The sequence below is a fragment of the Nocardioides sp. OK12 genome (assembly GCF_024341885.1).
Lineage (GTDB): Bacteria > Actinomycetota > Actinomycetes > Propionibacteriales > Nocardioidaceae > Nocardioides > Nocardioides marinisabuli.
On record NZ_BNET01000001.1, the window covers coordinates 65,887 to 92,233 of the forward strand.

General features: G+C 73.3%; 26 protein-coding genes and 2 pseudogenes. 9 read left to right on the forward strand and 19 right to left on the reverse strand.

The window, feature by feature from the left end; genetic code table 11:
* Positions 1 to 82 precede the first annotated feature (82 nt).
* The 4 genes and pseudogenes from OCU29_RS00355 to OCU29_RS00370 all read left to right on the forward strand — a co-directional run.
* A pseudogene (locus OCU29_RS00355) lies at positions 83 to 388 on the forward strand (thiamine phosphate synthase); the annotation flags it as partial.
* Positions 385 to 1,221, forward strand: coding sequence for a bifunctional hydroxymethylpyrimidine kinase/phosphomethylpyrimidine kinase (gene thiD, locus OCU29_RS00360; protein WP_261818370.1), 837 nt, complete (start codon positions 385 to 387; stop codon positions 1,219 to 1,221). The pseudogene OCU29_RS00355 and the gene thiD, both read left to right, overlap by 4 nt.
* A complete protein-coding gene (gene thiC / locus OCU29_RS00365; protein ID WP_261818371.1) occupies positions 1,218 to 2,903 on the forward strand; it encodes a phosphomethylpyrimidine synthase ThiC in 1,686 nt (561 codons plus the stop codon). Before thiD ends, thiC begins: the two co-directional genes overlap by 4 nt.
* A gap of 190 nt (positions 2,904 to 3,093) precedes the next feature.
* A complete protein-coding gene (locus OCU29_RS00370; protein WP_261818372.1) occupies positions 3,094 to 4,173 on the forward strand; it encodes an ABC transporter ATP-binding protein in 1,080 nt (359 codons plus the stop codon).
* 59 nt (positions 4,174 to 4,232) lie between these two features.
* On the opposite strand, the gene OCU29_RS00375 is transcribed toward OCU29_RS00370, so the two are convergent.
* From OCU29_RS00375 to OCU29_RS00395, 5 genes are all read right to left on the reverse strand, one after another.
* Complete coding sequence (locus OCU29_RS00375) at positions 4,233 to 5,435, reverse strand: ABC transporter ATP-binding protein (RefSeq protein ID WP_261818373.1); 1,203 nt, start codon at positions 5,433 to 5,435, stop codon at positions 4,233 to 4,235.
* Between the two features lie 24 nt (positions 5,436 to 5,459).
* Positions 5,460 to 6,290 (reverse strand): carbohydrate ABC transporter permease, encoded by an 831-nt coding sequence (locus OCU29_RS00380; protein ID WP_179615578.1) that lies wholly within the window; start codon positions 6,288 to 6,290, stop codon positions 5,460 to 5,462.
* Positions 6,291 to 6,295: 5 nt separating this feature from the next.
* Positions 6,296 to 7,249: a carbohydrate ABC transporter permease gene (locus OCU29_RS00385; protein ID WP_261818374.1), complete on the reverse strand. Its 954-nt coding sequence runs from the start codon at positions 7,247 to 7,249 to the stop codon at positions 6,296 to 6,298.
* Entirely contained in the window at positions 7,246 to 8,574 is a 1,329-nt protein-coding gene (locus tag OCU29_RS00390; RefSeq protein WP_261818375.1) for an extracellular solute-binding protein, read from the reverse strand. The genes OCU29_RS00385 and OCU29_RS00390 overlap by 4 nt, the downstream gene beginning before the upstream one ends.
* A gap of 98 nt (positions 8,575 to 8,672) precedes the next feature.
* Positions 8,673 to 9,581: an alpha/beta fold hydrolase gene (locus OCU29_RS00395; RefSeq protein WP_261818376.1), complete on the reverse strand. Its 909-nt coding sequence runs from the start codon at positions 9,579 to 9,581 to the stop codon at positions 8,673 to 8,675.
* Between the two features lie 97 nt (positions 9,582 to 9,678).
* Between OCU29_RS00395 and OCU29_RS00400 the strand changes: the two genes are divergently transcribed.
* Positions 9,679 to 10,518, forward strand: a complete 840-nt coding sequence (locus tag OCU29_RS00400; RefSeq protein WP_179615581.1) for a triacylglycerol lipase — start codon at positions 9,679 to 9,681, stop codon at positions 10,516 to 10,518.
* 91 nt (positions 10,519 to 10,609) lie between these two features.
* Here OCU29_RS00400 and glpX read toward each other — a convergent pair whose 3' ends face one another.
* From glpX to OCU29_RS00425, 5 genes are read right to left on the reverse strand one after another with little or no spacing between them, the layout of a single operon-like run.
* Complete coding sequence (gene glpX, locus OCU29_RS00405; RefSeq protein WP_179615582.1) at positions 10,610 to 11,626, reverse strand: class II fructose-bisphosphatase; 1,017 nt, start codon at positions 11,624 to 11,626, stop codon at positions 10,610 to 10,612.
* Entirely contained in the window at positions 11,623 to 12,639 is a 1,017-nt protein-coding gene (locus OCU29_RS00410) for a sulfate/molybdate ABC transporter ATP-binding protein (RefSeq protein WP_261818377.1), read from the reverse strand. The genes glpX and OCU29_RS00410 overlap by 4 nt, the downstream gene beginning before the upstream one ends.
* Positions 12,636 to 13,463 (reverse strand): ABC transporter permease, encoded by an 828-nt coding sequence (locus OCU29_RS00415; RefSeq protein ID WP_261818378.1) that lies wholly within the window; start codon positions 13,461 to 13,463, stop codon positions 12,636 to 12,638. Before OCU29_RS00415 ends, OCU29_RS00410 begins: the two co-directional genes overlap by 4 nt.
* Positions 13,460 to 14,221 carry a molybdate ABC transporter substrate-binding protein gene (gene modA, locus OCU29_RS00420; protein ID WP_261818379.1) on the reverse strand — a complete coding sequence of 254 codons (762 nt, stop codon included), beginning with the start codon at positions 14,219 to 14,221 and terminating at the stop codon, positions 13,460 to 13,462. Before modA ends, OCU29_RS00415 begins: the two co-directional genes overlap by 4 nt.
* A complete protein-coding gene (locus OCU29_RS00425; protein WP_261818380.1) occupies positions 14,218 to 14,607 on the reverse strand; it encodes a molybdopterin-binding protein in 390 nt (129 codons plus the stop codon). The genes modA and OCU29_RS00425 overlap by 4 nt, the downstream gene beginning before the upstream one ends.
* 109 nt (positions 14,608 to 14,716) lie before the next feature.
* Here OCU29_RS00425 and OCU29_RS00430 point away from each other — a divergent pair, with 109 nt between their 5' ends.
* Positions 14,717 to 15,289 (forward strand): DUF4245 domain-containing protein, encoded by a 573-nt coding sequence (locus OCU29_RS00430; RefSeq protein WP_261818381.1) that lies wholly within the window; start codon positions 14,717 to 14,719, stop codon positions 15,287 to 15,289.
* Positions 15,290 to 15,353: 64 nt separating this feature from the next.
* On the opposite strand, the gene OCU29_RS00435 is transcribed toward OCU29_RS00430, so the two are convergent.
* Together OCU29_RS00435 and xseA are read right to left on the reverse strand one after the other, a co-directional pair.
* Positions 15,354 to 15,590, reverse strand: coding sequence for an exodeoxyribonuclease VII small subunit (locus OCU29_RS00435; RefSeq protein WP_179615588.1), 237 nt, complete (start codon positions 15,588 to 15,590; stop codon positions 15,354 to 15,356).
* Positions 15,583 to 16,872: an exodeoxyribonuclease VII large subunit gene (gene xseA, locus OCU29_RS00440; protein ID WP_261818382.1), complete on the reverse strand. Its 1,290-nt coding sequence runs from the start codon at positions 16,870 to 16,872 to the stop codon at positions 15,583 to 15,585. The genes OCU29_RS00435 and xseA overlap by 8 nt, the downstream gene beginning before the upstream one ends.
* An 82-nt stretch (positions 16,873 to 16,954) precedes the next feature.
* Between xseA and OCU29_RS00445 the strand changes: the two genes are divergently transcribed.
* Positions 16,955 to 17,953, forward strand: coding sequence for a 4-hydroxy-3-methylbut-2-enyl diphosphate reductase (locus OCU29_RS00445; protein WP_179617361.1), 999 nt, complete (start codon positions 16,955 to 16,957; stop codon positions 17,951 to 17,953).
* A gap of 14 nt (positions 17,954 to 17,967) precedes the next feature.
* Complete coding sequence (locus OCU29_RS00450; RefSeq protein ID WP_179615590.1) at positions 17,968 to 18,588, forward strand: L-threonylcarbamoyladenylate synthase; 621 nt, start codon at positions 17,968 to 17,970, stop codon at positions 18,586 to 18,588.
* Here the strand turns inward: OCU29_RS00450 and OCU29_RS00455 are convergent.
* Genes OCU29_RS00455 through OCU29_RS00465 form a run of 3 tightly spaced genes read right to left on the reverse strand, consistent with a single transcriptional unit; the run spans position 18,509 to position 21,017 of the window.
* A complete protein-coding gene (locus OCU29_RS00455) occupies positions 18,509 to 19,021 on the reverse strand; it encodes a DUF6542 domain-containing protein (protein WP_261818383.1) in 513 nt (170 codons plus the stop codon). The genes OCU29_RS00450 and OCU29_RS00455 overlap by 80 nt on opposite strands.
* Positions 19,022 to 19,073: 52 nt before the next feature.
* On the reverse strand, positions 19,074 to 20,180 hold the full coding sequence (locus tag OCU29_RS00460; RefSeq protein ID WP_261818384.1) for a DNA recombination protein RmuC: 1,107 nt from the start codon (positions 20,178 to 20,180) through the stop codon (positions 19,074 to 19,076).
* A gap of 57 nt (positions 20,181 to 20,237) precedes the next feature.
* Positions 20,238 to 21,017, reverse strand: a complete 780-nt coding sequence (locus OCU29_RS00465; protein ID WP_179615594.1) for an exodeoxyribonuclease III — start codon at positions 21,015 to 21,017, stop codon at positions 20,238 to 20,240.
* Positions 21,018 to 21,119: 102 nt separating this feature from the next.
* On the opposite strand from OCU29_RS00465, the gene OCU29_RS00470 reads away from it, so the two are divergent.
* Positions 21,120 to 22,301, forward strand: coding sequence for an ATP-binding protein (locus OCU29_RS00470; protein ID WP_261818385.1), 1,182 nt, complete (start codon positions 21,120 to 21,122; stop codon positions 22,299 to 22,301).
* A 164-nt stretch (positions 22,302 to 22,465) separates the two neighbouring features.
* On the opposite strand, the gene OCU29_RS00475 is transcribed toward OCU29_RS00470, so the two are convergent.
* From OCU29_RS00475 to OCU29_RS00490, 4 genes and pseudogenes are all read right to left on the reverse strand, one after another.
* Positions 22,466 to 22,909, reverse strand: a complete 444-nt coding sequence (locus OCU29_RS00475; RefSeq protein ID WP_261818386.1) for an acyl-CoA dehydrogenase family protein — start codon at positions 22,907 to 22,909, stop codon at positions 22,466 to 22,468.
* A 97-nt stretch (positions 22,910 to 23,006) separates the two neighbouring features.
* Positions 23,007 to 23,531: pseudogene (locus tag OCU29_RS19820) on the reverse strand (acyl-CoA dehydrogenase family protein); the annotation flags it as partial.
* 116 nt (positions 23,532 to 23,647) lie between these two features.
* On the reverse strand, positions 23,648 to 24,517 hold the full coding sequence (locus tag OCU29_RS00485) for an alpha/beta fold hydrolase (protein ID WP_261818388.1): 870 nt from the start codon (positions 24,515 to 24,517) through the stop codon (positions 23,648 to 23,650).
* Between the two features lie 7 nt (positions 24,518 to 24,524).
* Positions 24,525 to 26,270, reverse strand: a complete 1,746-nt coding sequence (locus OCU29_RS00490) for an alpha/beta hydrolase (RefSeq protein WP_179615597.1) — start codon at positions 26,268 to 26,270, stop codon at positions 24,525 to 24,527.
* Positions 26,271 to 26,347 lie beyond the last annotated feature (77 nt).

A 26,347-nucleotide genomic window follows, 5' to 3' on the forward strand; every position in this document is an offset into this window, starting at 1 on the left:
CTGACCTCGCGCCGGCCCCAACCCCGGCGCCGCCGGGCTCCACCTCGCCGCCCACCAGCCGGCCCCGGCGACCGGGCGCTTCGGGCGCTCGTGCCACGACGCCGGCGAGCTGGCCCGCGCCGCGGCCGAGGGTGCCGGCTGGGCGACCCTGTCGCCGTACGCCGCCAGCGCGAGCAAGCCGGGCCACGGCCCGGTCGTCGACCCGGCGCTGCTCGCCCACCCGGGCCTGCCGGTCTGGGCGCTCGGCGGCCTCGACGAGACCCGTGCCGCCGACGCGCTGCGCCACGGCGCGGCCGGGGTGGCGGTGATGGGCGCGGTGATGCGTGCCCGGGAGCCGGCCGGCGTGGTCGCCGCCCTGCTGGCGGCGCTCGACGGAGCGGACCGGTGAGCCCCGGGACGCCGCCGGTCGTGCTGAGCGTCGCCGGCACCGACTCGGGAGGTGCGGCCGGCACCGCCGCCGACCTCACCACCTTCGCGGCCCTGGGCGCCCACGGCGCCTGCGTCGTGACCGCGGTGACCGCGCAGGACACCACCGGCGTCCGCGACGTGCACGCCGTGCCGCGGGCGAGCGTCGCCGCCCAGCTCGACGCGGTGCTCGAGGACCTCCCGGTGGCGGCCGCCAAGACCGGCATGCTCGGCACGCCCGAGGTGGTGCGGCTGGTCGCCGAGCGGCTCGGCGGGCGGCGCCTGGTCGTCGACCCCGTGCTGGTGGCCACCAGCGGGGCGGTGCTGGGCGGGGCCGACGTGGCCCGCGCCTACGTCGAGCACCTCCTGCCCGTCGCCGCCGTCGCCACCCCCAACGCCGACGAGGCCGCCGCCCTCCTCGGTCGCGACGCGGCGCCGCACGACCTGGCCTCGGCCCTGGCCGACCTCGGCTGCGCCGTCGTGGTGACCGGCGGGCCCGACGGCGACCCGGCGGGGGAGGCCTGCACCGACTGGCTGGCCCTGCCCGGACACCCCCCGACGGCCCTGCGGCACCCGGCGCTGCGCACCACCAACGACCACGGCACCGGCTGCACCTTCAGCGCCACCCTGGCGGTGGCCCTGGCCCGGGCGCCGGACCCCCGCGGGCCCGCCGACCTCGAGGCAGCCGTCGCCGAGGCCGCCTCCCACACGCTCGCCGCGCTGCACCGCAGCCGGTGCTGGGACCTCGGCCGCGGCCGGGGCCCGATCGCCCACACCTTCCCGCACCCCACCGCCTCCCGAGGAGACCTCCGATGACCCAGCAGCCCGTCCACCCCGCCCACTCCCGCGTGCTCGTCGACCACGACGGCGTGCAGGTCCCGGTGACCCGGGTCGCGCTGACCAACGGCGAGACGTTCGACCGCTACTGCACGACCGGGCCGGGCGGCGACCCCGCCGTCGGGCTGCCGGCCCTGCGCGCGCCGTGGATCGAGGGGCGCGGCGACACGACGACGTACGACGGGCGCGGCCCGGACCCGCTCGACGACGGGCGCGGCGCGGCTCGTCGCGGGGGCGCCCGCCAGGCGTGGACAGGCCCGCGCCGGGCCCCGCGGCGCGCCACCGGCGGCGCGGTCACCCAGATGGCCTACGCCCGCCGCGGCGAGGTGACCGAGGAGATGCGCTACGTCGCGGCGCGGGAGGGCTGCGACGTCGAGCTGGTGCGCAGCGAGGTGGCCGCCGGCCGCGCGATCATCCCGGCCAACCCCAACCACCCCGAGGCCGAGCCGATGGTCATCGGCAAGCGCTTCCTGGTGAAGATCAACGCCAACATCGGCAACAGCGCGGTCACCTCGAGCATCGCCGAGGAGGTGGAGAAGCTCACCTGGGCCACGACCTGGGGCGCCGACACGGTCATGGACCTCTCCACCGGCGACGACATCCACACCACGCGCGAGTGGATCCTGCGCAACTCGGCGGTCCCGATCGGCACGGTGCCGATCTACCAGGCGCTGGAGAAGGTCGACGGCGAGGCCGACCGCCTGACGTGGGAGGTCTACCGCGACACCGTCATCGAGCAGGCCGAGCAGGGCGTCGACTACATGACCGTGCACGCGGGCGTGCTGCTGCGCCACGTGCCGCTGACCGTCGACCGGGTGACCGGCATCGTCTCGCGCGGCGGGTCGATCATGGCCGGCTGGTGCCTGGCCCACCACGAGGAGAACTTCCTCTACACCCACTTCGACGAGCTCTGCGAGATCTTCGCGGCGTACGACGTCGCGTTCAGCCTGGGGGACGGGTTGCGCCCCGGCAGCGTCGCCGACGCCAACGACGCCGCCCAGCTCGCCGAGCTGCGCACCCTGGGTGAGCTGACCCTGCGCGCCTGGGAGCACGACGTGCAGGTGATGGTGGAGGGGCCCGGCCACGTGCCGCTGCACCTGGTGGAGGAGAACGTGGTGCTGCAGCAGGACTGGTGCCACGGCGCGCCGTTCTACACCTTGGGTCCGCTCGCGACCGACGTCGCGCCGGGCTACGACCACATCACCAGCGCCATCGGGGCCGCGGCGATCGCGATGCACGGCACCGCGATGCTCTGCTACGTCACCCCCAAGGAGCACCTGGGCCTGCCCGACCGCGACGACGTGAAGACCGGGGTGATCACCTACAAGCTCGCCGCGCACGCCGCCGACGTCGCCAAGGGGCACCCGGGCGCCCGGGCCTGGGACGACGAGCTGTCGAAGGCGCGCTTCGAGTTCCGCTGGCACGACCAGTTCGCGCTCTCGCTCGACCCGCCGACCGCGCAGGCGATGCACGACGAGACGCTGCCGGCCGAGGCGGCCAAGACCGCGCACTTCTGCTCCATGTGCGGTCCGAAGTTCTGCTCGATGCGGATCAGCCAGGACGTGCGCGAGCGGTTCCGGGAGAAGTCGGAGGAGTTCGTCGAGCTCGGCTCGACGGTGTACGTCGACCCGCTCGACCCGGCGGTGGCGGCGCGCGCGTGACCGCTCGGGCGGGCTCCCGGGGCACCGCTGCCCGGCGGGTCCGCCCCGGGCGCCCGGGTGCTGCCCGAGTGGTGGCACCCGGGCCGGGAGCCCCCGCGCGCTGCTAGGGTGATCCACGTCACCCCGTCTCGGGGTGCGTCCACTTCACTACGGATCGTCCGGCACGTACCTGCCGGTGAAGGAGATCGACATGGCTTCAGTGTCCTTCCAGAAGGCCCAGCGCTGGTATCCCGGCGCCGACACCCCCGCCGTCCCCGGCATCGACCTGGACATCAAGGACGGCGAGTTCATGGTCCTCGTCGGCCCGTCCGGCTGCGGCAAGTCCACGACCCTGCGGATGCTCGCCGGGCTCGAGGAGGTCAACGAGGGTCACATCTACATCGGTGACCGCGACATCACGCACCTGCCGCCCAAGGACCGCGACATCGCGATGGTCTTCCAGAACTACGCGCTCTACCCCCACATGAGCGTGGCCGAGAACATGGGCTTCTCGCTGAAGATGGCCAAGGTGCCCACCGACGAGCGCAACAAGCGCGTCGAGGAGGCCGCGGCGATGCTGGGCCTCACCGAGTTCCTCGACCGCAAGCCCAAGGCCCTCTCGGGTGGTCAGCGCCAGCGCGTGGCGATGGGCCGCGCGATCGTGCGCCAGCCGCAGGTCTTCTGCATGGACGAGCCGCTGTCGAACCTGGACGCCAAGATGCGCGTGCAGACCCGTACCGACATCGCCAAGCTCCAGTCCGACCTCGGCATCACCACCGTCTACGTCACCCACGACCAGGTAGAGGCCATGACGATGGGCGACCGCGTCGCGGTGATGAAGCTCGGCGAGCTGCAGCAGGTCGCGACCCCGCTGGAGCTCTACGACAAGCCCGCCAACCTGTTCGTCGCCGGGTTCATCGGCTCGCCGCAGATGAACCTGATGGAGGCGGTGGCCAAGGACGGCCGCGCCAGCATCGGTGGCTACGAGGTGCCGGTCGACCCCGCCGCCGAGAAGAAGATGCACGGCGAGATCACCGTGGGCGTGCGCCCCGAGGCCTGGCGGGTCGTCGGGCCGGGCGAGGGCCTGCCGGTCAAGGTGACGGTCGTCGAGGAGCTCGGAGCCGACAACTACCTGTACGGCACCTCGGACGTCGAGGGCGTCCCGAGCACCGTCATCGTGCGTGTCCACGGTCGCGACCACGCCCGCAAGGGCGAGGTCATGCACGTGACCACCGACCCGCACCACGTGCACGTCTTCGACACCAAGACGGGCGCGCGCCTCAGCGACTGACCCACCGACGAGTCGGCGCCACTTCCTGAAGGAAGTGGCGCCGACTCGTGCGTGCGGGCTCAGCCGGTGACGGCCAGCGCGTCGTCGGGGATCTCGCCGGCGTGCTCGCGGTCGACGGTGAGGTTCTCGCCGGTGGCGGGGTCGAAGAGGTGCATCTTGGCGGCGTCGACGTAGATCTCGGCCTTGTCGCCCTCCTTGATCCGGCTGGAGCCGTCGAGGGAGACGACGAGCTGGGTGCGCAGCCCCTCGCCGTCGAGGTCCGCCTCGAGCTCGCGCATCTTCGCCTCCACCTCGGGGGGCGCCTCGAAGGGGATGTAGGCGTAGGTCTCGTTGCCGAGCCATTCCACGAAGTCGATGTCGGCGGAGAAGGTCGAGTCGGAGCCGGCCTTGTCGGCGATCTCGGCGTCCTCGAAGTACTCGGGGCGGATGCCGGCCATCAGCACCCCCTTGCCCTGGGCCCGCTCGGCCTTCTCCTCCGGGATCTGCACGGTGCCGAAGGGCAGCGTCACCGTGGTGCCGTCGACCTCGGCGGGCAGGAAGTTCATCGGCGGGGAGCCGATGAAGCCGGCCACGAACAGGTTGCCGGGGTTCTCGTAGAGCTCGCGCGGGGTCGCGAGCTGCTGCAGCAGGCCGCGCTTGAGCACCGCGACCCGGTCGCCGAGCGTCATCGCCTCGGTCTGGTCGTGGGTGACGTAGACGGTGGTGATGCCCAGGCGCTTCTGCAGCCGGGCGATCTCGGTGCGCATCTGGCCGCGCAGCTTGGCGTCGAGGTTCGACAGCGGCTCGTCGAAGAGGAACGCGTCGGCCTCGCGGACGATCGCGCGCCCCATCGCGACCCGCTGGCGCTGGCCGCCCGAGAGGTTGCCGGGCTTGCGGTCGAGGTGCTCGTCGAGCTCGAGGGTCTTCGACGCCTCGCGCACCTTGCGGTCGACCTCCTCGTCGGACTCGCCGGCCAACCGCAGTGGGAAGGCGATGTTCTCGTAGACCGACAGGTGCGGGTAGAGCGCGTAGTTCTGGAAGACCATCGCGAGGTTGCGGTCGCGGGGTGCGAGGTCGTTGACCTTGCGGTCCCCGATCATCATCTCGCCCGAGGTGATGTCCTCGAGGCCCACGATCATCCGCAGCAGCGTCGACTTCCCGCAGCCCGAGGGGCCCACCAGGATGACGAACTCGCCGTCGGCGATGTCGATGGAGACGTCGTTGACGGCCGGGAAGCCGTCCCCGTACTTCTTGACGATGTTCTTGAGGGTGATGGCGGCCATCGGACCTGCCTTTCTGTGTCTGACTCAGCCCTTGACGGCGCCGGAGGTCAGACCGGCGACGATCTTGCGTTGGAAGACGAGCACGATGAGCACGATCGGGATCGTGGCCACCACGGCCGCGGCGGCCAGGAGGCCGGCGGGGCGCTGGAAGGGGTCGGGGCCCACGAAGAACGACAGCGCCGCGGGGATCGGGCGGGCGTTCTCGGTGGAGGTGAGGGTGATGCCGAAGACGAAGTCGTTCCAGGCGAAGAAGAACGTCAGGATCGCGGCGGTGAAGACGCCCGGTGCGGCCAGCGGCACGATCACCTTGCGGAACGCCTGCCACGAGGTGGCGCCGTCGACCTGGGCGGCCTGCTCCATCTCCCAGGGGATCTCGCGGAAGAACGCCGAGAGCGTCCAGATCGCCAGCGGCAGCGTGAACGACATGTAGGGCAGGATCAGCCCCGGCCAGGTGTCGTAGAGCCCGATCGTGCGCCACAGGTCGAAGAGCGGGCTGACCAGCGAGACGACCGGGAACATCGCGATCGCCAGCGCCGTGGTGAGCACCAGCTTCTTGCCCTTGAACTCCAGCCGCGCGATGGCGTACGCCGCCAGGGTCGCGATGATGACCGAGAGCAGCGTCGCGATCAGGCTGATGCCGATCGAGTTGATGATGGCCCGGCGGAACTGCTCGTCGGCCAGCACGTCGGCGTAGTTGGCGAAGCCGGTGAAGGAGTCGAGCGGCAGGAAGCCGGGGTCGGTGCCGCCCGAGACGGCCGCCTGGCTCTTGAACGACAGCGAGATGATCCACACGACGGGCAGCAGGCACCACACGAGCACCAGCCCCACGCCGACGACGAGTCCGAGCTTGCGCATCCCGGTCACTCCCCTCGGGCCTGGGCCAGGTCGACCTTGAACATCTTGACGATGAGGAAGGCCACCAGCAGCACGGACAGGAACAGCAGGACCGCCAGCGCCGAGCCCATCCCGAGCTGGAACTGCTCGATGCTCTGGCGGTAGGTCAGGAACGAGATCGACTCGGTGCCCTGGGCACCCGCGGTCATCACGAAGATGTTGTCGAAGATCCGGTAGGCGTCGAGGGCGCGGAAGAGCACCGCGACCATGATCGCCGCCTTCATGTTGGGCAGGATCACCTTCCACAGCCGCTGCCACCAGGTGGCGCCGTCGACCTTGGCGGCCTCGACCATGTCCTCGGAGACCTGCGCCAGACCGGCCAGCAGCAGCAGCGACATGAACGGCGTGGTCTTCCAGATCTCGGAGACCATGATCGCGATCACCGCCGGCACCGGTTCGCCGAACCAGTTGAAGTCGTCGCTGATGAACGGCAGCCAGCCGTTGACGAAGCCGTTCTGGTAGGTGAAGGCGAACTGCCAGGCGAAGCCGGAGACGACGGTGATGATGCCGTAGGGGATCAGGATCGAGGTGCGGATCAGGCCCCGGGCGAAGACCACGCGGTGCATCACCAGCGCGAAGGCGAAGCCGATGACCAGCTCGATCGCCACCGTCACGACCATGTAGAGGACGGTCACGCCGATGTCGCGCCAGAAGAGCGTGTCGGTCAGCGCCGTGACGTAGTTGGACAGGCCGATGAACTGCCGGTCCTCGGGTGCGGTGAGCGAGTAGTTGTAGAGCGAGAGGTAGAGGGCCCGCAGGATCGGGAAGGCGGTGACCACGAGCATCACCACCACCGCGGGGGCCACCAGGCGCTGGCCCAGCCGGTTCTCGTGGCGGGCCCGGTCGCTGACCTCGGGCGGGGCGGACTTGGGGCCCTTGCCGGCGTCGGTGGCCGGCGTGGCGACGGTCGCGGAGGTCACAGCAGCGCCTTCCCTTCCAGCACGGCCTGCAGGTACTCCTGCGACCTCTCGGGCGTGGTCTCGGGGTCGACCTCGCTGGGCGGGTGCCAGCGGGACTGGATGGCCCCGGAGATGGTGGCGTAGAAGGCGCTCTTGGGGCGCGGCCCGCCCTCGTCGACGCTGGTGCGGAACAGGTCGAGCAGGTCGGGCGGGTAGGCCTCGGCCAGCTCGCCGGCGTCGTACGCCGACTGGGTGGCGGGCATCAGGCCGTCGGTGACCGCCAGCTCGACCTGGTTCTCGACCGAGGTGATGCAGGCGGCGGCCTCGCGGGCGTAGTCGGGGTGCTCGGTGAAGGCGCCGACACCGATGTCGATGCCACCCACGGGGGGAGCGGACTCCTGGCCGTCGACGGTGCGCGGGTAGCGCGCCCAACCCAGGTCGTCGAGCTGCTCCTTGGTGTAGTCGTTGGCGTCGGAGGGCTCGAAGTTCTTGTAGACGAACGTCCAGTTGACCATGAACGCGCCGGGCCCGTCGCCGTACATGTAGGCCAGCGCGGTGCCCTCGTTGGAGACCGACAGGTCGGCCTGGGCGGCGGGGGAGGAGGCCAGCTCGTCGACCACCCGGGCCGCCTCGCGGGCGGCGTCGGAGTCGAGGGCCACCTCGGCGTCGACGCCGGCCTCCGGGTTCTCCAGGATGGTGCCGCCGGCGCCCTCGATCATCGCGTTGATCCACACCACGTAGGCCTCGTACTTGTTGGCCTGCACGCCGACCGTGGCCCCGTCGACCGACGAGGCCGCCTCGACCACCTGCGACCAGGTGACCGGCTGGCTCATGTCGAGCCCGGCCTCCTGGGCCAGGGACTTGCGGTACCAGAGCACCTGGGTGTTGGCCCACAGCGGCGCGGCGTAGATCTTGTCCTCCCAGCGCACCGTCTCGGCGATCCCCTCGAGGGTGTCGTCGGTGACCGTGTCGCCCGGCAGCTCCAGCAGCCAGCCCGCGTTGGCGAACTCGGGCACGAAGACCGGGTCGAGGTTCATCAGGTCGGTCTGGCTGTCCTCGGCGGCCAGGCGACGCGCCAGCTGCACCCGCTGGTCGGTGGCGCTGGTGGGCAGCAGCCGGGTCTGGATGTCGTACTCGTCGGTGCTGCACTGCTCGGCGAAGGCCTCGAAGGTGGCCTGGCCGTCGGGGTTGAGGTACCAGGTCAGCGTCGGCTTCCCCTCGGAGCCGCAGGCGGCGAGCAGGCCGGCCGAGAGCGCCACGGCGGCGGCGACGGCCAGCCCGCGGCGTCGGCGCACGCCGGGTGGTCGCCGGGGCGGCGACGGCGTGGTGGGGCTCTCGTGCGGCATGCGACCTCCCGAGGACGACGTGGGTTCCCCGGTCTAGTCGCTGGGTAAAGCGACCACAACCCCCCTGTCGGTGCCGCGGGGGTGAGACGCCGGCCGGCTCAGGCCCGGTCGGCGGTGCGCCGGATCGCGGCGGCGAACGTCTCGTGCAGCGCGGCGGGCAGGTCGTGGCCCATGCCGTCGATCAGCAGCAGCTCGCTGCCGCGCAGGGCGCGGGCGGTCGCCCGCCCGCCCGAGGGGTGCACCATCTTGTCGGCCAGGCCGTGCACGACCAGCGAGGGCAGGTCGAGGGCCTGCAGCGCCGGGCCGCGGTCGGGCTGGGTCAGGATCGCCACCATCTGGCGCAGCGTGCCGGCGGCGCTGACGCCGTGGTCGTAGGTGTCGGCGGCGCGCTGACGGTTCTCCTCGGCGCTCAGCGGGTAGCCCGGCGAGCCGATCAGGCGCCACAGGCGGGCGCTCTGCTTGATGTAGGCCTCCTTGCCCTGGGCGCCGCTGCCGATGAGCATCGGCAGCAGGGCGGGGTGCTGCCACCCCACGGTGCGCCGCCCGGTGGTCGACATGATCGAGGTCAGCGACCGCACCCGGGTGGGGTGCTCGACGGCCAGGGTCTGCACGATCATCCCGCCCATCGAGGCCCCGGCGACGTGCGCGGACTCCAGGCCCAGGTGGTCCATCAGGCCGACGACGTCACCGGCCATGTCGCCGAGGGTGTACGGCGCCCGCGTGGGCAGGCCGGCGAAGGCCCGCACCAGCGTGGCGCGGGTGACCCGGCCCTCCCCGCGGCTGGAGCGGCCGGCGTCGCGGTTGTCGAAGCGCACCACGTAGAAGCCGCGCCGGGCCAGGTGCGTGCACAGGTCGTCGTCCCACCAGGTCAGCGGGGCGCCGAGGCCCATCACCAGCACCAGCGGGTCGCCGTCGGGGTCGCCGAAGGTCTGGTAGCACAGCTCGACCCGCGGCCCCACGGGGGCGCGGAGCTGGTCGGACACGGTCACCGGAGGGCGAGCAGACATGTGTCAAGTACACCGCATCGGGTATGTGGACCGGGCCTCCGGTCACAATTGGGTGTCACACCTCACAGGGTGGTGCACGTCACGCTAACGTTGAAGGATGAACGAGTCGCCGCTCGCCTCCTTCCTGCTCCCGGAGGGCTTCCGACGCCCTCCGGTGGTCGCTGTGCTCAACGAGGCCAGGATCGCGGGAGAGGCCGGGCGCTGGGCCACCAGCGCCGTCGGGGGGCGCCGCGAGCGCCGCCGGGCGCCGTACGTCGCGGGCGCGCAGCAGCGCGACCTCGACCCGGTGCTGCTGGTGCCGGGCTTCCTGGCCGGCGACTACACGCTGCGGCTGATGGCCGGGGCGCTGCGCGCCGAGGGGATGCGCACCTACCGCTCCCGCATCCTGGCCAACGTCGGCTGCACGCTCGATGCCGCGCACCTGATCGAGCAGCGGCTCGAGGTGATCGCGGCCAAGCGCGGCTCGCGGGTGCAGCTGGTGGGCCACAGCCTCGGCGGCATGCTGGCGCGTGGCATCGCCGTGCGCCGCCCCGACCTGGTCTCCGGCATCGTCACCATGGGCAGCCCGATGATGGCCCCGGCCGCCCACCACCGGGCGCTGACCGCGAGCCTGGGCGGCGTGATCGCGCTGAGCAAGCTCGGCGTGCCGCGCACCATGACCACCGACTGCGTCGGCGGGCCCTGCGCCCGACAGAGCTTCGAGGAGAGCCGCGAGCCGCTGCCGGCGGGTGTGGAGTTCACCGCGATCTACTCGCGCCACGACGGCATCGTCGACTGGCGCGCCTGCATCGACCCCGCCGCCACCACCCAGGTCGAGGTCACCACCTCCCACGTCGGGATGGCCATCGACCCGCGCGTCATCACCGCCGTCACCGAGGCGCTCGTGCGCCACCGCGCCGCGCGCGAGGAGGCGCAGAGCTGGGTGGCCACCGCCTGACCCCCCACGGCGTACGGCGGGCGCGGTTCTCACCGGGACTCGTCGACGTTCCTCAGTGGGGCTCGTCACTGCTCGACCGACGGCGGAGGCCTCAGCGGTCGAAGTCGACCGCGGAGTAGGCGCGCAGCTTGTGCAGCTGGTGCTCGGAGTGGATCTGGCGGATCGTGCCGGAGCGCGAGCGCATCACCAGCGAGTGGGTGGTCACGCCGCCGGCGCCGTAGCGCACGCCGCGCAGCAGCTCGCCGTCGGTGATGCCGGTCGCCACGAAGAAGCAGTCGTCGCCGGTGACCAGGTCGTCGGTGGTCAGCACCTGGCCCAGGTCGAGGCCGGCGTCGATGGCCTTGCGGGTCTCGTCGGCGCCCTGCGGCCAGAGCTTGCCCTGGATGGTGCCGCCCATGCACTTCATCGCGCAGGCGGTGATGATGCCCTCGGGGGTGCCGCCGATGCCGAGCAGCAGGTCGATGCCGGTCTCGGGGCGCGCGGCCATGATGGCGCCCGCGACGTCGCCGTCGCTGATGAACTTGATCATCGCGCCGGTCGCGCGGATCTCGGCGACGAGGTTCTCGTGGCGGGGGCGGTCGAGCAGCACGACGGTGACGTCCTCGGCGCGCTTGCCCTTGGCCTTGGCGACCGCGGCGATGTTGTCGGCGACGGGGGCCTCGATGTCGACGACGTCGGCGGCCTCGGGGCCGGTGACCAGCTTCTCCATGTAGAAGACCGCGGAGGGGTCGTACATCGAGCCGCGCGGCGAGACCGCGAGCACCGACACCGCGTTGGTCATGCCCTTGGCGGTCAGGGTGGTGCCGTCGATCGGGTCGACCGCCACGTCGCACTCCGGGCCGGTGCCGTCGCCGACCTGCTCACCGTTGTAGAGCATCGGGGCGTTGTCCTTCTCGCCCTCGCCGATCACGACGGTGCCGTTCATCCCGATGGTCGAGATCAGCACCCGCATCGCGTTGACGGCCACGCCGTCGGCGCCGTTCTTGTCGCCGCGCCCGACCCAGCGCCCGGCCGCCATGGCGGCCGCCTCGGTGACCCGCACCAGCTCGAGCGCCAGGTTGCGGTCGGGGCGGGAGGAGGGGCCGGTCAGCGGCGAGGTCGTCGTCATGGGCGCATGCTATCGGTCTGCACGGCCGTGGCCTTGACGCTCAGCCACACCTCGGCCCCCGCCTGCAGGCCGAGCTCGACGGCCGCGGCCGGCGTGACGTCGGCGATGAGCTCGGGGCCCGGGTCGCCGTCGCTGCCGGTGGCCACCAGCAGGCGCACCGCGTCGCCGTGCGGCGCGACCGCGGCGACGCGCCCGGCCCAGCGGTGCCGGGCCGAGGTGGCCGGCGCGTCGTGACCGGTGCCGCCGACCGTCCCGCGGGGCGAGACGGTGACGGCGCTGGGGGCGAAGGAGCGCAGCTCGTCGCCCTCGCGCACCACGTTGAGCCCGACCAGGCGCGCGACGTGCTCGGTGCGCGGGTGGGCGGCGACGTCGCGGGGCGACCCGGTCTGCACCACGCGGCCCTCGTCGAGCACCAGCACCTCGTCGGCCAGGGTGAGCGCGTCGAGCGCGTCGTGGGTGACCAGCAGCGCGACGCCGCCGTACGCCGCCAGGTGGCGGGCCAGCTCGATGCGCAGGCCGGTCGCGACCCCGACGTCGAGGCCCGCGAAGGGCTCGTCGAGCAGCAGCAGCTCGGGCTCGCCGGCCAGGGCCCGGGCGATGGCGACGCGTTGGGCCTGGCCGCCGGAGAGCTGGGCGGGGCGCCGGTCGGCGAGGTCGCCGACGCCGAGGCGGTCGAGCCAGGCCAGCGCGCGGCGGTCGGCCTCGCGCCGCGGCACCCCCCGAGCCCGCAGGCCGAAGGCGACGTCGTCGCGGGCGCGCAGGTGGGGCAGCAGCGAGCGGTCCTGGAAGACCACGCCCAGCCGGCGCTCGCGCACCGGCAGGTCGCTCCAGTCGCGCCCGGCGACCTCGACGCGGCCGGTGGCCGCGACGGTGCCGGCCAGGGCGCCGAGCAGGGTCGACTTGCCGGCGCCGTTGGGGCCGATGACGGCGACGACGCGTCCGGGCACGGCGTCGAGCCGGGCGACCAGGCGGCCGGGCACCGTGACGTCGGCGTGCAGCCCGGCGGCGCTCACAGCGGCCTCAGCCAGCGGTGCCGCAGTCCGGCCAGCACCCCGATCGAGACCACCAGCAGGATCATGCTGAGCGTGCGCGCGGCGGCCGGGTCGGCCTGCAGGGTGGTGTAGATCAGCGACGGCATCGTCTGGGTGGTGCCGGGGAAGTTGCCGGCGAAGGTGATCGTCGCGCCGAACTCGCCCAGGCTGCGCGCCCAGGCCAGCACTGCACCGGCGACCAGGCCGGGCAGCGCGAGCGGCAGGGTGACCCGTCGGAAGGTGGTCCAGCGGGTGGCGCCCAGGGTGGCGGCCACCACGTCGTAGCGCTCGCCGGCGGTGCGCAGCGCGCCCTCGACGCTGAGGACGTAGAACGGCATCGAGACGAACACGTGGGCCACGACCACCGCGGCGGTCGTGAACGGGACCGTCAGCCCGGTGGTCTCGCGCAGCAGCGAGCCGACCACGCCGTTGCGGCCCAGCGCCGTCACCAGCGCCACGCCCGCCACGACCGGCGGCAGCACCAGCGGCACGGCCACGGCGGCCCGCAGCAGCCCGCGGCCGCGGAACTCCACCCGCGCCAGCAGCCAGGCCAGCGGGGTGCCGAGCGCCACGCACACGACCACGGTGAGCCCGGAGGCCAGGGCGGAGAGGGCGAGCGCGCGGCGTACGGGCTCGGAGCGCAGCTCGCTCCAGAACGTGCCCCACGGGGTGTCGAGCACCAAAGTGACCAGCGGCAGCACCAGCAGCGTCGCGGCCAGCACCGCCGGGACCAGCAGCACCAGCGGCGGGCGGCCGAGGTGGCGGGTGGTCGTGGTGCTGCGCGGCGGCGGGGCGGTCAGCGTCACGGGACCCCGAAGCCGGCGTCGGCGAGCACCTGTCGACCGGTCTCGCCGAGCACCAGGTCGGCGAGCTCCTGGGCCAGGTCGGGCCGGCTGCTCTGCGCCAGCACCGCGATCGGGTACGACGTCACCTGCTGCTCGGCGCCCGGCAGCTCGATGGTCTCGACGGCGTCACCGGCCGCCACCGCGTCGGTCGCGTAGACGATGCCGGCGTCGACCTCGTCGGCGACCACCCGCGCCAGCACCGCCTTGACGTCGACCTCGAGGCTGGCCGGGTCGGCGTCGATGCCGTTGTCGGCGGCGAGCGCGGCCCAGGTCGCGCCGCAGGGGGCGGTCTCCACGCAGGCGACGTACCCCCCGTCGACCAGGTCGTCGACCGAGGTGACGCCCCCGGGGTTGCCGGCCGGGACGACCAGTACCAGCGTGTTGGTCGCGAAGATCTCCGGCGCGGCGGCGAGCGCGTCGGCGGCCGACTCGATGGTGCGGGTGTCGGCGGTGGCCAGCAGGTCGGCCGGGGCGCCCTCGAGCGCCTGCTGGGCCAGGGTCGCGGAGGAGTCGAAGGCGAGGCTGACCTCGACGCCGGGGTGCTCGGCCTCGAACTCCTCGGCCAGCGTCGTGAAGGTCTCGGTGAGCGAGGCGGCCGCGAGCACGGTCAGGGTGTCGTCGGGGGCGGGCTCGCTCCCGTCGTCGGCGGCGCCGCCGCCGGACGAGCAGCCGGTGACGGCGAGCAGCGTGAGCAGGGTGGCGGCGGCGCGGGCCCTCACGGGAGCTCAACCACGACGTTGGTCGACTTCACCGACGCCACGACCTTCGAGCCCGCGGCCAGGGCGAGGTCGTCGGCGGCCTCGGCCGACATCAGCGAGACCAGGCGGTAGGGACCGCAGACCATGTCGACCTGCGCCATCACGGTGTCCTTGCGGACCCGGGTGACGATGCCCAGCAGCCGGTTGCGGGCGCTGACGGCCGAGGCCCGGGTGGGGTCGGGGGCGTCGGCCAGCGACTCGGCCAGGGTCGCGAGGTCGGGCCCGGCGATGGTGGTGCGGCCCTCGCTCTGGCGCGCCGGGACCCGGCCCGCCTCGACCCAGCGCCGCAGGGTGTCGTCGCTGACGCCGAGCAGGTCGGCGGCCTCCGCGATCCGGTAGGTGCTCACACAGCGAGTATGCCGCATCTGCGGTTGGCAGTCCGGTGTTGATCCGCATCTGCGGGCTGCGAGCGCCCCGAGGGTCGACAGGCTGGGAGGACCCGGGACAATCGGTGACATGAGTGAGACGGGCCGCCCAGGGCGCTACACACGCTCCGCCAACGGGTTGGTGGGCGCCATGCTGATCCTGCTGGTCGCGGTCATCGCGCTCGGGCTCTTCCGTGACGCCTTCCGCAACGAGCCCGAGTACACCCCGCCCGACACCGACTACTTCGAGGTCGTGAGCGCGGTGCAGGGCGCGGACGGCGAGATCGTCTACCCCGCCGCGCTGCCCGAGGGGTGGGTGGTCAACAACGTCGACTACGAGCCCGGCGACCCGTCGTCGTTCTCGCTGGCCCTCCTCACCGACGACGAGACGTTCGCCGGGTTCCTCGAGGAGGCCGACGACGTCGACGTCATCGTGGAGGCGTTCGTCGACGAGTCCGCGGTCGAGGGCGACCCGTTCGTCCTCGACGAGACGTCGGCGGTGGCCGAGGAGTGGCGCACCTTCACCGACGACGGCGGCGACACGGCGTACGTCGCCGAGGTCGGCACCGGCGACGCGGCCCGCGTCGTGATGGTCTACGGCTCCGCCGACCCCGCGGACCTCCAGGCGCTCCTGGCCTCGCTCACCACCGCGCCCCTCACCTGACCCGGCCCGAATCTCGCGCTGACCCGGCTCAAATCTCGCGCTGACCCGGCGCAGATCTCCCGGGTCAGGCGTCGGTGTCCTGCTCGAGGACCTCGTCGAGGCGGGCGCGGGCGCCGTCGAGCCAGCGCTGGCAGGTGCCGGCGAGGTGCTCGCCGCGCTCCCACAGCGCCAGCGACTCCTCGAGCGTGGTGCCGCCCGCCTCCAGGCGGCGTACGACGTCGACGAGCTCCTCGCGCGCCGCTTCGTACGACGGCTGCTCGGGCTCGCTCGCGCCGGCGGGGTCGGTGGTCGGCTCAGCCATCGGTCTCGTCCTCTGCTGGGTCTGCCGCGGGGTCGGCGGTGGTGTCGGCGGTCGGGTGGTCGAGCAGCGGCTCGAGCCGGGTGGTGGTGGCGTGCACGCGCCCGTCGGCGACCCGCACGCTGACCTCGGCGCCCGGTGCGAGGGCGTCGACGGAGGTGACGACGTGGCCGTCGGGGCCCTGCAGCACGGCGTAGCCGCGGCGCAGCGTCGCCAGCGGAGAGAGGGCCCGGGCCCGGGCACGCTGGTGGTCGATCTCGTCGGCGGCCCGGTCGAGACGGTGCGAGAGCGAACGGCGGGCCCGCTCGCGCAGCGCCGTGAGCTCCTCGACGCGGGCGTCGACCAGCGAGCGCGGGTCGGCCAGGGCGGGGCGGGAGCGCAGGGCGTCGAGCCCGGCCTGCTCGCGCGCGACCTGGGCGGCGACCAGGGAGCGCAGGCGGTCGCGGGTGCGGGCCACGCCGGTGAGCTCCTCGACGACGTCGGGCACCAGCAGCTTGGCGGCGTCGGTGGGGGTCGAGGCGCGCACGTCGGCGACCAGGTCGAGCAGCGGGGCGTCCTGCTCGTGGCCGATCGCGGAGACCACGGGGGTGCTCATGCGGTGCACGGTGCGCACCAGCGCCTCGTCGGAGAACGGCAGCAGGTCCTCGACCGAGCCGCCGCCCCGGGCCACCACGACGACGTCGACGGCCGGGTCGCGGTCGAGGCGCTCGAGCGCCTCCATCACCTCGCCCGCGCAGCGGGTGCCCTGCATGGTGGCGTGGGCGACCTCGAAGGCCACGGCCGGCCAGCGCCGCCGCGCGTTGTCGAGCACGTCGCGCTCGGCGGCGCTGCCGGGGGCGGTGACCAGCCCGACCCGACCGGGCAGGAACGGCAGCCGACGCTTGCGGGCGGGGTCGAAGAGTCCCTCGGCGGCCAGCAGCTGGCGGCGCCGCTCGAGCTGGGCCAGCAGCTCGCCCAGGCCGACCATGCGGATCTCGCGCACCTGCAGCGACATGCTGCCGCGGTTGGCGTAGTACGACGGCTTGGCGTGCACCACGACGCTGGCGCCCTCGACCAGCGGCGGGTTGAGGGAGTCGACCAGGGTGCGCGGGGCGGTCAGCGGCACCGACACGTCGGCGACGGTGTCGCGCAGCGTCATGAAGACCGTGGCCATGCCCGGGCGGCGGTTGACCTGCGCCAGCTGGCCCTCGACCCAGACCGCGCCGAGCCGGTCGACCCAGCCCGCGATCGCCGTGGCGATCTGGCGCACCGGGGCGGGCGCGGCGGCGGAGGTCTCGAGGGCCATGGCCGCGAGGTTAGGCCATCACGCCGACACGCCTACGATGGAGCACATGAGCACCGACGCATCGACCAGCACGGGCGTGAGCATGGGCATGCCTCCCGTCCTCAGCCCCGACGAGGCCGAGAAGGCCGTGCTCCTGGCCGCGCCCCGCGGCTACTGCGCCGGCGTCGACCGCGCGGTGGTGACCGTCGAGCAGGCCCTCGACCTGTACGGCGCCCCGGTCTACGTGCGCAAGCAGATCGTGCACAACAAGCACGTCGTGGCCGACCTCGAGTCGCGCGGCGCGGTCTTCGTCGAGGAGATCGCCGAGGTGCCGGCCGGCGCCACGGTCGTCTTCTCCGCCCACGGGGTCAGCCCCGAGGTGCACCGCCAGGCCGCCGAGCGCGAGCTCAAGACGATCGACGCGACCTGCCCGCTGGTGACCAAGGTCCACCACGAGGCCAAGCGCTTCGCCGCCGACGACTACGACATCCTGCTGATCGGCCACGAGGGCCACGAGGAGGTCGAGGGCACCGCCGGCGAGGCGCCCGAGCACATCCAGCTCGTGCAGAGCCCCGCCGACGTCGCCGACATCGTGGTGCGCGACCCCAGCCGGGTCGCCTGGCTCTCGCAGACGACGCTGTCGGTCGACGAGACCCTCGAGACGGTCGCGGCCATCCGCGAGCGCTTCCCCGAGCTGCTCGACCCGCCCAGCGACGACATCTGCTACGCCACCCAGAACCGCCAGCTGGCGGTCAAGGAGATCTCCGAGGGCTGCGACCTGCTGATCGTCGTCGGCTCGGGCAACTCCTCCAACTCGGTGCGCCTGGTCGAGGTGGCCCTCGAGGCCGGCGCCAAGGCGTCGTACCGCGTCGACGACGCCAGCGAGATCGACGAGGCCTGGCTCGAGGGCGTGCGCACCGTCAGCGTCACTTCGGGCGCGAGCGTGCCCGAGAACCTGGTCGAGGGCGTGCTGGCCTACCTGGCCGAGCGTGGCTACCCCGACGCCAAGGCGGTGCACAGCGCCGAGGAGTCGCTGATCTTCTCGCTGCCCAAGGAGCTGCGCCGCGACATGAAGGCCGCCCAGGCCGCGGCCCGCGGCTGAGGCGGGGCACCCCGATGGCCAGGTACGTCGACCTGCACCCCGTCGACCCGCAGCCGCGGCTGGTGTCGCAGGTGGTCGAGGCGCTGCGCGACGACGCGCTGATCGCCTACCCGACCGACTCCGGCTACGCGCTGGGCTGCCGGATCGGCAATCGCGACGGGCGCGACCGCATCCTGCGGATCCGCGGTCTCGACGACAAGCACCACTTCACGCTCGTGTGCCGCGACTTCTCCCAGCTCGGCCAGCTCGTGCACGTCGACAACGCGGCCTTCCGCGCGATCCGCTCGGCGACGCCGGGTCCCTACACCTTCATCCTGCCGGGCACCCCCGAGGTGCCGCGGCGGCTGCTGCACCCCAAGAAGAAGACCGTCGGGGTGCGTATCCCCGACCACGTGGTCGTCACCGCCCTGCTCGAGGAGCTCGGCGAGCCGCTGCTGTCGAGCTCGCTGATCCTGCCCGGCGAGAACGAGGTGCGCACCATGGGCTGGGACATCAAGGAAGAGCTCGAGCACCAGGTCGACATCGTCATCGAGGCGGGCGAGACGACCGCGGAGCCTACGACGGTCGTGGACTGGTCGGGCCCGGAGCCCGAGGTGCTGCGCCACGGCTCGGGCGACCCGTCGCGCTTCGAGTAGGCCACGCGATGGCCGCGCCGCGCCCGTGGGCGCGGGCGAACCGGTCGCGCACCACCAGCACGACCAGCGCCAGCGCGTAGCCGAGCACCAGGGCGAGGGCGTGGTCGGCGAGCCCGGAGAAGACCGCCTGCACCGCGCCGTCGTCGTCACGGGCCACCGAGCCGGGACTGGTGGCGCCGAGCAGCACCAGCGCGGTGAGCATCAGCGGGGGCGGCAGCACGCCGACGGTGAAGAAGTCGCGGGGGCGCACCAGCAGCGCGCAGGCGGTGCAGACCAGCACGAAGGCGACGTCGTAGACCCAGCCCAGGCCGGGGGAGAGCACCAGGTCGAGGGCGACCGCCGTCAGGGTGAGCGCGAGCCCGAGCGCCACCACCGCGGCGCCGGGGGTGGTGCCCTCCTCCCACAGCGTGGGCGCGCGACCAGGACTGCTCACCGGTGTCGCACCTCCGCTCCGACGTGGGCGCTGCGTGGACGGGCCTCGAGGCCTACAGCGCCACGCTAGGGCGCTCGCCGGTCTCCTCGGTGTCGGCGCGCCGGTCGACCGCGCGCAGCTCGACGGTGCGCGGGGAGCCCAGCTCCTCGTCGGTGACCGCCAGGTCGGTGAACCGGCGCGCCGAGACCAGCACCCGCGACTCCAACGAGGCGACCGCGCTGTTGTAGTGGCCCACGGCGGCGTTGAGGGAGCGCCCGACCGCGTCGACGTGGGTGCCCAGGGTGCCCAGGCGCCCGTGCAGGTCGCGCCCGAGGCGGTGGATCTCGCGGGTCTGCTCGGCCAGCGCCTCGTGCTGCCAGCCCTGCGCGACGGTGCGCAGCAGCGCGATCAGGGTGGTCGGCGAGGCCAGCACCACCTGGCGGGCGGCGGCGTGCTCGATCAGGCCCGGGTCGGCCTCGAGCGCGGCGGCCAGGAACGACTCGGCCGGCACGAAGAGCACCACGAACTCGGGCGTCTGCTCCAGGGAGCGCCAGTAGGACTTGGCCCCGAGCTGCTCGACGTGGGTGCGCACCTGGCGCGCGTGCCGGGCCAGGTGGGCGCGCTGGGTCTCCTCGTCGTCGGCCGAGGTGGCGTCGAGGTAGGCGTCGAGCGGCACCTTGGCGTCGACGACCACCTGGCGCTCGCCGACCAGCTGCACGACCAGGTCGGGGCGCTGAGCCCCGTCGTCGAGGCGCACCTGCTCGCGGAAGTCGCACCGGTCGACGAGGCCGGCCAGCTCGACGGCGCGGCGCAGGTGCAGCTCGCCCCACTGCCCGCGCACCTGCGGCTTGCGCAGCGCGGTGCTCAGCGCCCGCGTCTCCTTGCCGAGCAGGTCGGTGGTGTGGCGCATGTCGGCGACCTGCTGGTGCAGCTGGCCCTGCCACGAGACCCGGTTGTGCTCGAGGTCGCGCAGCTGGTCCTGGAGCCGCTCCAGGCCCTCGCGCACCACCGCCTGGTCGGCGGCGCGCTGGTCGAGCGCGGCGCCCACCCGGTCGTCGTACGGCGCCGCGGCGGCGGCCTCGGCGTGGCGCAGCCGGGCCCACAGCAGCCCCAGCACGGCCCCGATGGCCAGGCCGATCAGCAGGGTGGTGGTCAGTGCGGCGACCGTCGAGACGTCCATGTGGCCAGCATGGACGCGACCACCGACAGTCCCGGGGAGCCAGGTCAGTCGGCCAGGTCAGTCGGCCAGGTCGACGACCACGGGCGCGTGGTCGGAGGCGCCCTTGCCGGCCCGCTCGTCGCGGTCGACGAACGCACCGGTCGTGCGTGCGGCGAGCGCGGGGGAGCCGAGCAGGAAGTCGATGCGCATGCCGCGGTTGCGCTCGAAGCGCTGGCGGTAGTAGTCCCAGTAGGTGTAGCTGTCGGGCTCGGGGGTGAACGGGCGGGCCAGGTCGGCGTACCCGTCGTCGAGGAAGCCCTGGAAGGCGGCGCGCTCGGGCGGGGTCACGTGGGTGCTCGTCTTGAACTGGGCGATGTCGAAGACATCCTCGTCGCGCGGGGCGATGTTCCAGTCGCCGACCAGGGCGGTGGGGGTCTCGGCCCAGCCGCGCGCGGCCTCGCGCAGGCGGGCCAGCCAGTCGAGCTTGTAGGCGTAGTGCGGGTCGTCGACCTTGCGGCCGTTGGGCACGTAGAGGCTCCACACCCGCACCCCGCCGCAGGTGGCGCCGATGGCGCGCGCCTCGGGCTCGCCCTCCTCGCCCCAGCCGGGCTGCTCGGGGAAGCCGACCTCGACGTCGTCGAGGCCGACGCGGCTGATGACGGCCACGCCGTTCCACTGGTTGACCCCGGCGGCGGCGACCTCGTAGCCGGCCGACTGCAGGCCCATCAGGGGCAGCTGGTCGAGCCGGGCCTTGGTCTCCTGCAGCGCCAGGACGTCGACGTCGTGGCGGGCGAGGAAGGCCTCGACGCGGTCGATGCGGGAGCGGAGGGAGTTGACGTTCCAGGTGGCCAGGCGCACGCTCACAACGTACGGGGCGCGGCCGCCCGGAGGTCGACCGGGATGTCGCCGGCTCCGGTTATGGTCCCTGATGGAACCTCCGGTCCATAAGGAATCATCATGATGTCGCTGCCCAGCCCGTACACCCCTGGTGCCGCCCCCAGCGTGCTCGCCGGGCGCCGCGAGCAGCTCGAAGCCGCCGAGGCGGACCTGGCGGTGGTGGCCACCTACGCCCGCTTCCAGGGGCGGGTGCGGGTCGACATCGGCTCCCGGGGCGTGGGCAAGACCTCGCTGCTCAAGCGGGTGCGCGAGTCGGCGGCCGGGGTCGGCATGGTGACGGCCTGGGTGACCGCGCGCGGCGACGAGTCGCTGGTGGCCTCGCTGGTGCACGCCCTGGCCGCCGAGCTCGACCGGATCGGGGTCGACGTCGCCCGGCGGGCGCCGTGGCGCGAGCGCCTCGAGCGGCTCAGCCTCGAGCTGGGCGCCGGGCCGGCCAAGGCCGGCATCGAGGTCGACGTCAGCCCCGGCGCCCCGGGGCCGGGCCAGCGCGCCGCCTCGGCCGCGTTCGGCGAGCTGGTCACGACCGCCGCTCTCGAGGCGCGGCAGCGCGGCTCGGCCGGGCTGTGCCTGATCGTCGACGAGATCCAGGCCGCCCCGCGCGCCGACCTGCGCACTCTCGCCTACGCCTGGCAGGAGCTGCAGAACGCGGTCCCCGAGCCGCCGGCGGTGCTCTTCGCCGCCGGCCTGCCCAACGCACCCGACGTGCTGACCGCCGCGGTCACCTTCAGCGAGCGCTTCGCCTTCCGCACCCTGGAGCGCCTCGACGACGCCGACGCCGCCGAGGCCCTCGTGGTGCCGGCCGCCCAGCACGACGTCGCCTGGAGCCCCGACCTGCTCGAGGCGGTGGTCTCGCTCGCCCAGGGCTACCCCTACTTCCTCCAGCTCTACGGCGACGCGCTGTGGCGCCGCGCCCGGCCCGCGGCCGGAGGACGCCTGGGCCTCGAGGAGCTCGACGCCGCCCACGCCGACGTCGAGCGCGAGCTCGAGACGATGTTCCGGGCCCGCTGGGCCAAGGCCGCCCCGGGCGAGCGGCGGCTGCTGGTGGCGATGGCCGCGCTGGGCGACGACGCCGTACGCCGCGGCGACGTGGCGCAGCGCATGGGCGTGGGCACCAACGAGATCAGCGTCGCCCGGCGCAGCCTGCTCGACAAGGGCCTGATCGAGGTCGCGGCCCGGGGCATGCTGCGCTTCACCGTGCCCGGCTTCGCCGCCTTCGTGCGCAGCGAGTCGGGCGAGGAGGCCTGAGGCGCCGACCCGGCTGGTTCGAACCGGCCGGGTCGCCGTACGCCATGGGGTCGCCGGGTTTCGACGACGCTCGAGCCTTCGGCCCTCGCTGCTCAACCAACGGCGGCGCCCTCGCTGCTCGACCAACGGCGGCGCCCTCGCTGCTCATCCAGCGGTGGGGGCGCTCAGACGAAGGCGCTCTCGCCGGTGATGGCGCGCCCGACGATGAGGGTGTTGATCTCGCGGGTGCCCTCGTAGGAGTAGATGGCCTCGGCGTCGGCGACGAAGCGGCCGACGTGGTGCTCGAGCAGGATGCCGTTGCCGCCTAGCACCTCGCGCGCCCAGCCGACGGTCTCGCGCATCCGCACGGTGCTGTGCACCTTGCACAGCGAGGCGTGCTCGTCGCGCAGCAACCCGGCGTCCTGCAGCTGGGAGGCGCGCACGTTCATCGCGGTGCCGGCGGTGACGTTGGAGAGCATCTTGACCAGCAGGTCCTGGACCAGCTGGAAGGAGGCGATCGGCCGGCCGAACTGCTCGCGCGCCTTGGTGTAGCGCACGGCGTGCTCGTAGGCGCCGCGCGCGCAGCCGACGGCCTGCCAGGCCACGCCCATTCGGGTCACCCGCAGCACCTCGGAGGTGCTGGCGAAGCTGGGTCTCGGGCACGTGCACGTCGCGCAGGTGGATCTCGGAGTTCTGCACGACCCGCAGCGCGATCTTGTCCTGCTGGATCTCGAAGGTCATCCCCTCGGTGCCCTTCTCGACGACGAAGCCCTTGACCTCGCCGTCGTCCTCGTCGCGCGCCCAGATGATCACCAGGTCGGCGAAGGAGGCGTTGCCGATCCACTTCTTCTCGCCGTTGAGCACCCAGCCGTCGCCGTCGCGGCGGGCGGTGGTGGCCAGGCCCATCGAGATGGCCGAGCCGACGTCGGGCTCGGTGAGGCCGAAGGCGCCGATCAGCTCCATCCGCGCCATCGCCGGCAGCCAGCGCTCTCGCTGCTCCTCGGAGCCGCACAGGTGGATCGAGCCCATCGCCAGCCCGCCGTGGACCCCCATGAAGGTGCCGATGGAGGGGTCGATGCGGCTGAGCTCCATCGCCACCATGCCGTCGACCAGCGCGCCCCGGGCCGGGCAGCCGGGGCCGTCGTAGGCCAGGCCGGCGATCCCGAGCTCGGCGATCGCCGGCACCAGCTGGTGGGGGAACTCGCCCCGGGTCCAGTGCTCGTTGATGACCGGCTCGACCTCGCGGGTCATGAACGCCCGCACCCGGCTCAGCAGCTCGCGGTCCCGCTCCTCGAGCAGCAGCTCGAAGCCCAGGAAGTCGGAGAAGGGGGAGTCGTGCAGGTCGGCGACCTCGGGCTCGTGGGCGTTCACGCGGGGGCCTTTCCCTCGGGTTCGATGTCGGGGCGCAGGCCGAGCAGGAACTGCTCGACCACCGGCACCAGGCGCTCGGCCTCGGTGACGATGTCCAGGTGGCCGCCCTCGTAGAGGTGCAGCCGCGCGTGCGGGATCAGCCGCGCCTGCAGCCGCGGGTTGGCGACCGGGATGATCGGGTCGTCGGTGCCGCCCATCACCAGCGTCGGCTGCCGCAGCAGCCGCAGGAACGGCAGGCTCGTCCAGCCAGCCATCGCGCCCAGCTGGTAGTAGTAGCCGCGCCGGGGGCCCGACCGGGTCACCGAGTGCAGCAGGCGGGCACCCTTGGCGGGGTCGGTGCGCATCGTGCCGCCGTAGATGTCCCCGGCGATCCGCGCGGCGTACTCGGGGTCGCGGTGGCGGCGCGGGGTCGACATCTTGAGCAGCACCGAGGGGTGCGCCGGCACCATCAGGGCGCCGGTGCCGGTCGCGACCAGCACCACGCGGCGTACCCGCCGACGGTGCTGGACCGCCAGCTGCTGGGCCAGCCCGCCGCCCCACGAGAGGCCGAGCACGTCGAAGCGCTGGTGGCCGAGCCCGGCCATCAGCCGGGTGACCCAGGAGGCCAGCGCCGCGATCGGGTACGGCGTCGGCGGCAGCGCGCTGCCGCCCACCCCGGGCACGTCGAAGCGCACCACGCCGCGGCGCGGGTCGAGGGCATCGACCAGCGGCTGGAGCACCTCGAAGGAGACCCCGATGCCGTTGCACAGCAGCAGCGGCGGCTCGTTGACGAAGGGCCCCACGCCCTCGCGCACCGAGATCCGCGCGGTGATGCCGCGCACCGAGACCGAGCGGACCCGGTCGGGGGCGGACTCGGGGGTGCTCACGGGCGGCTCAGCGGTCGTGGACATAGGTGCCCGGGGCCGCGCAGACCGGCTCGTAGGCGGCGGAGCCGGTACGTCGCGGCCGGTTGCGCTCGGGTCCGCTGCGCTCGGCGAGCCAGTCGACGTAGTCGCTCCACCAGCTGCCCCTGACCTTGGTGGCGCCGGCCAGCCACTCGGCGGCCCCGGGCGGGTTGGTGTCGCGGGTCTGGAAGCTGGCCTTCTCGTTGCTCGGCGGGTTGACCATCGCGGCGATGTGGCCGCTGGTGGACAGCACGAACCGCGAGTCGCCGCCGAGCAGCTGGGTGGTGCGGTAGCAGGACTCCCACTGGCACAGGTGGTCGGCGATGCCGGCCACGACGTAGGAGTCGACGTCGACCTTGCCGAGGTCGACCGGCGAGCCGAGCATCGTCGCGGCGTCGGGCTCGACCAGCGCGTTGCGCACCGCGAGGTCCATGAAGTCGCGGTGCATGGCCGCGGTCATCCGCACCGGGTCGGCGTTCCAGTAGAGGATGTCGAAGGCCTTGGGGGCGTGGCCCATCAGGTAGTTGTTGACCCAGTAGTTCCAGATCAGGTCGTTGGGCCGCAGCCACGCGAAGATCTCGGCCAGCGCCCGGCCGTCGAGGTAGCCCTTCTCCCGCGAGGCACGCGTCGAGGCGGCGGCGCCCTTGTGGGAGAGCAGCGCGCTGGGCAGGCCGGCCTGGTGCTGGTCGAGGACCGTGACGGCGAGGCTGAAGGCCGCGACCCGGCCCAGGTCGCCGGTGGCGGCGAGGTGGGCCATCACCATCGAGGCGATCATCCCGCCCGAGCAGATCCCGAGCAGCGCGACCTGCTCCTGGCGCGAGATGTCCTGGGCGGCGGTCATCGCCTCGAGGATCGACTGGCCGTAGGTGTCCAGGCCCCAGTCGGCGTGCCGGGCGTCGGGGTTGCGCCAGGAGATGCAGTAGACCTGCTGGCCGGCCTGCACCAGGTGCTCGACCAGGCTGCGCTGCTCGGCGAGGTCGATGACGTAGTACTTGTTGATCGTCGGCGGCACGATCAGCAGCGGCACGCTGCGCACCTTGGTGGTCTGCGGGGTGTACTGGATGAGCTCGAAGACGTCGGTGCGCAGCACCACGTCGCCGGGGGTGACCGCGACGTCCTCGCCGACCGAGAAGGCGTCGGGCTCGACCATCGAGGGCACCCGGGGCGAGGTCGCGAAGTCCTTGACGAAGCGCCGCCCACCGGCCAGCAGGTTGCCGCCGCCGGTGTCGATGGTCCGCTTGAGCACCTTGGGGTTGAGCGCGGGGCTGTTGGTGGGGGAGAGGGCCTCGACGACGTTGTCGACGATGAAGCCCATCCGCTGGGAGTCGCCGTAGCCGAGGTTCGCGTCGGCGACCAGCCCGCGCAGCGCCTGCCCGGTGGCCAGGTAGCTCTGCAGGGTGCGCTTGAGGAAGGGGTTCTTGGCCCAGGCCTCGTCGGCGAAGCGACGGTCCTTGGGGTGCGGCCCGACCTCGGAGCGACCGACCTGCACCCGGGCCAGCTCGGCGGCCAGCCCCGCGGCCCGCCCGGCCACGGCGCCCGGACGGCGCGCCAGGCCGGCGGCCAGGCGCACCCCCGACATGCCGGGCAGGAACCGGCGCAGCGGGCCGCGCCCGGCCTCGGAGAGCAGCAGGTCGAGGGGGGTGCTGAGCTCGGAGGCCCCCGGTTCGTCGCGAGACCGGGCCTCGGCGATGCGGTCGTCGGCCCGGCGAGCGGGCTCGGTGCGGGTGGCGGTCATGGTGTTCCCTCCCGAGGACGTCGAGCCCCGGCACCGGGTCGGCACCAAGGCACGTCCCGAGTGTGACCCACACCACC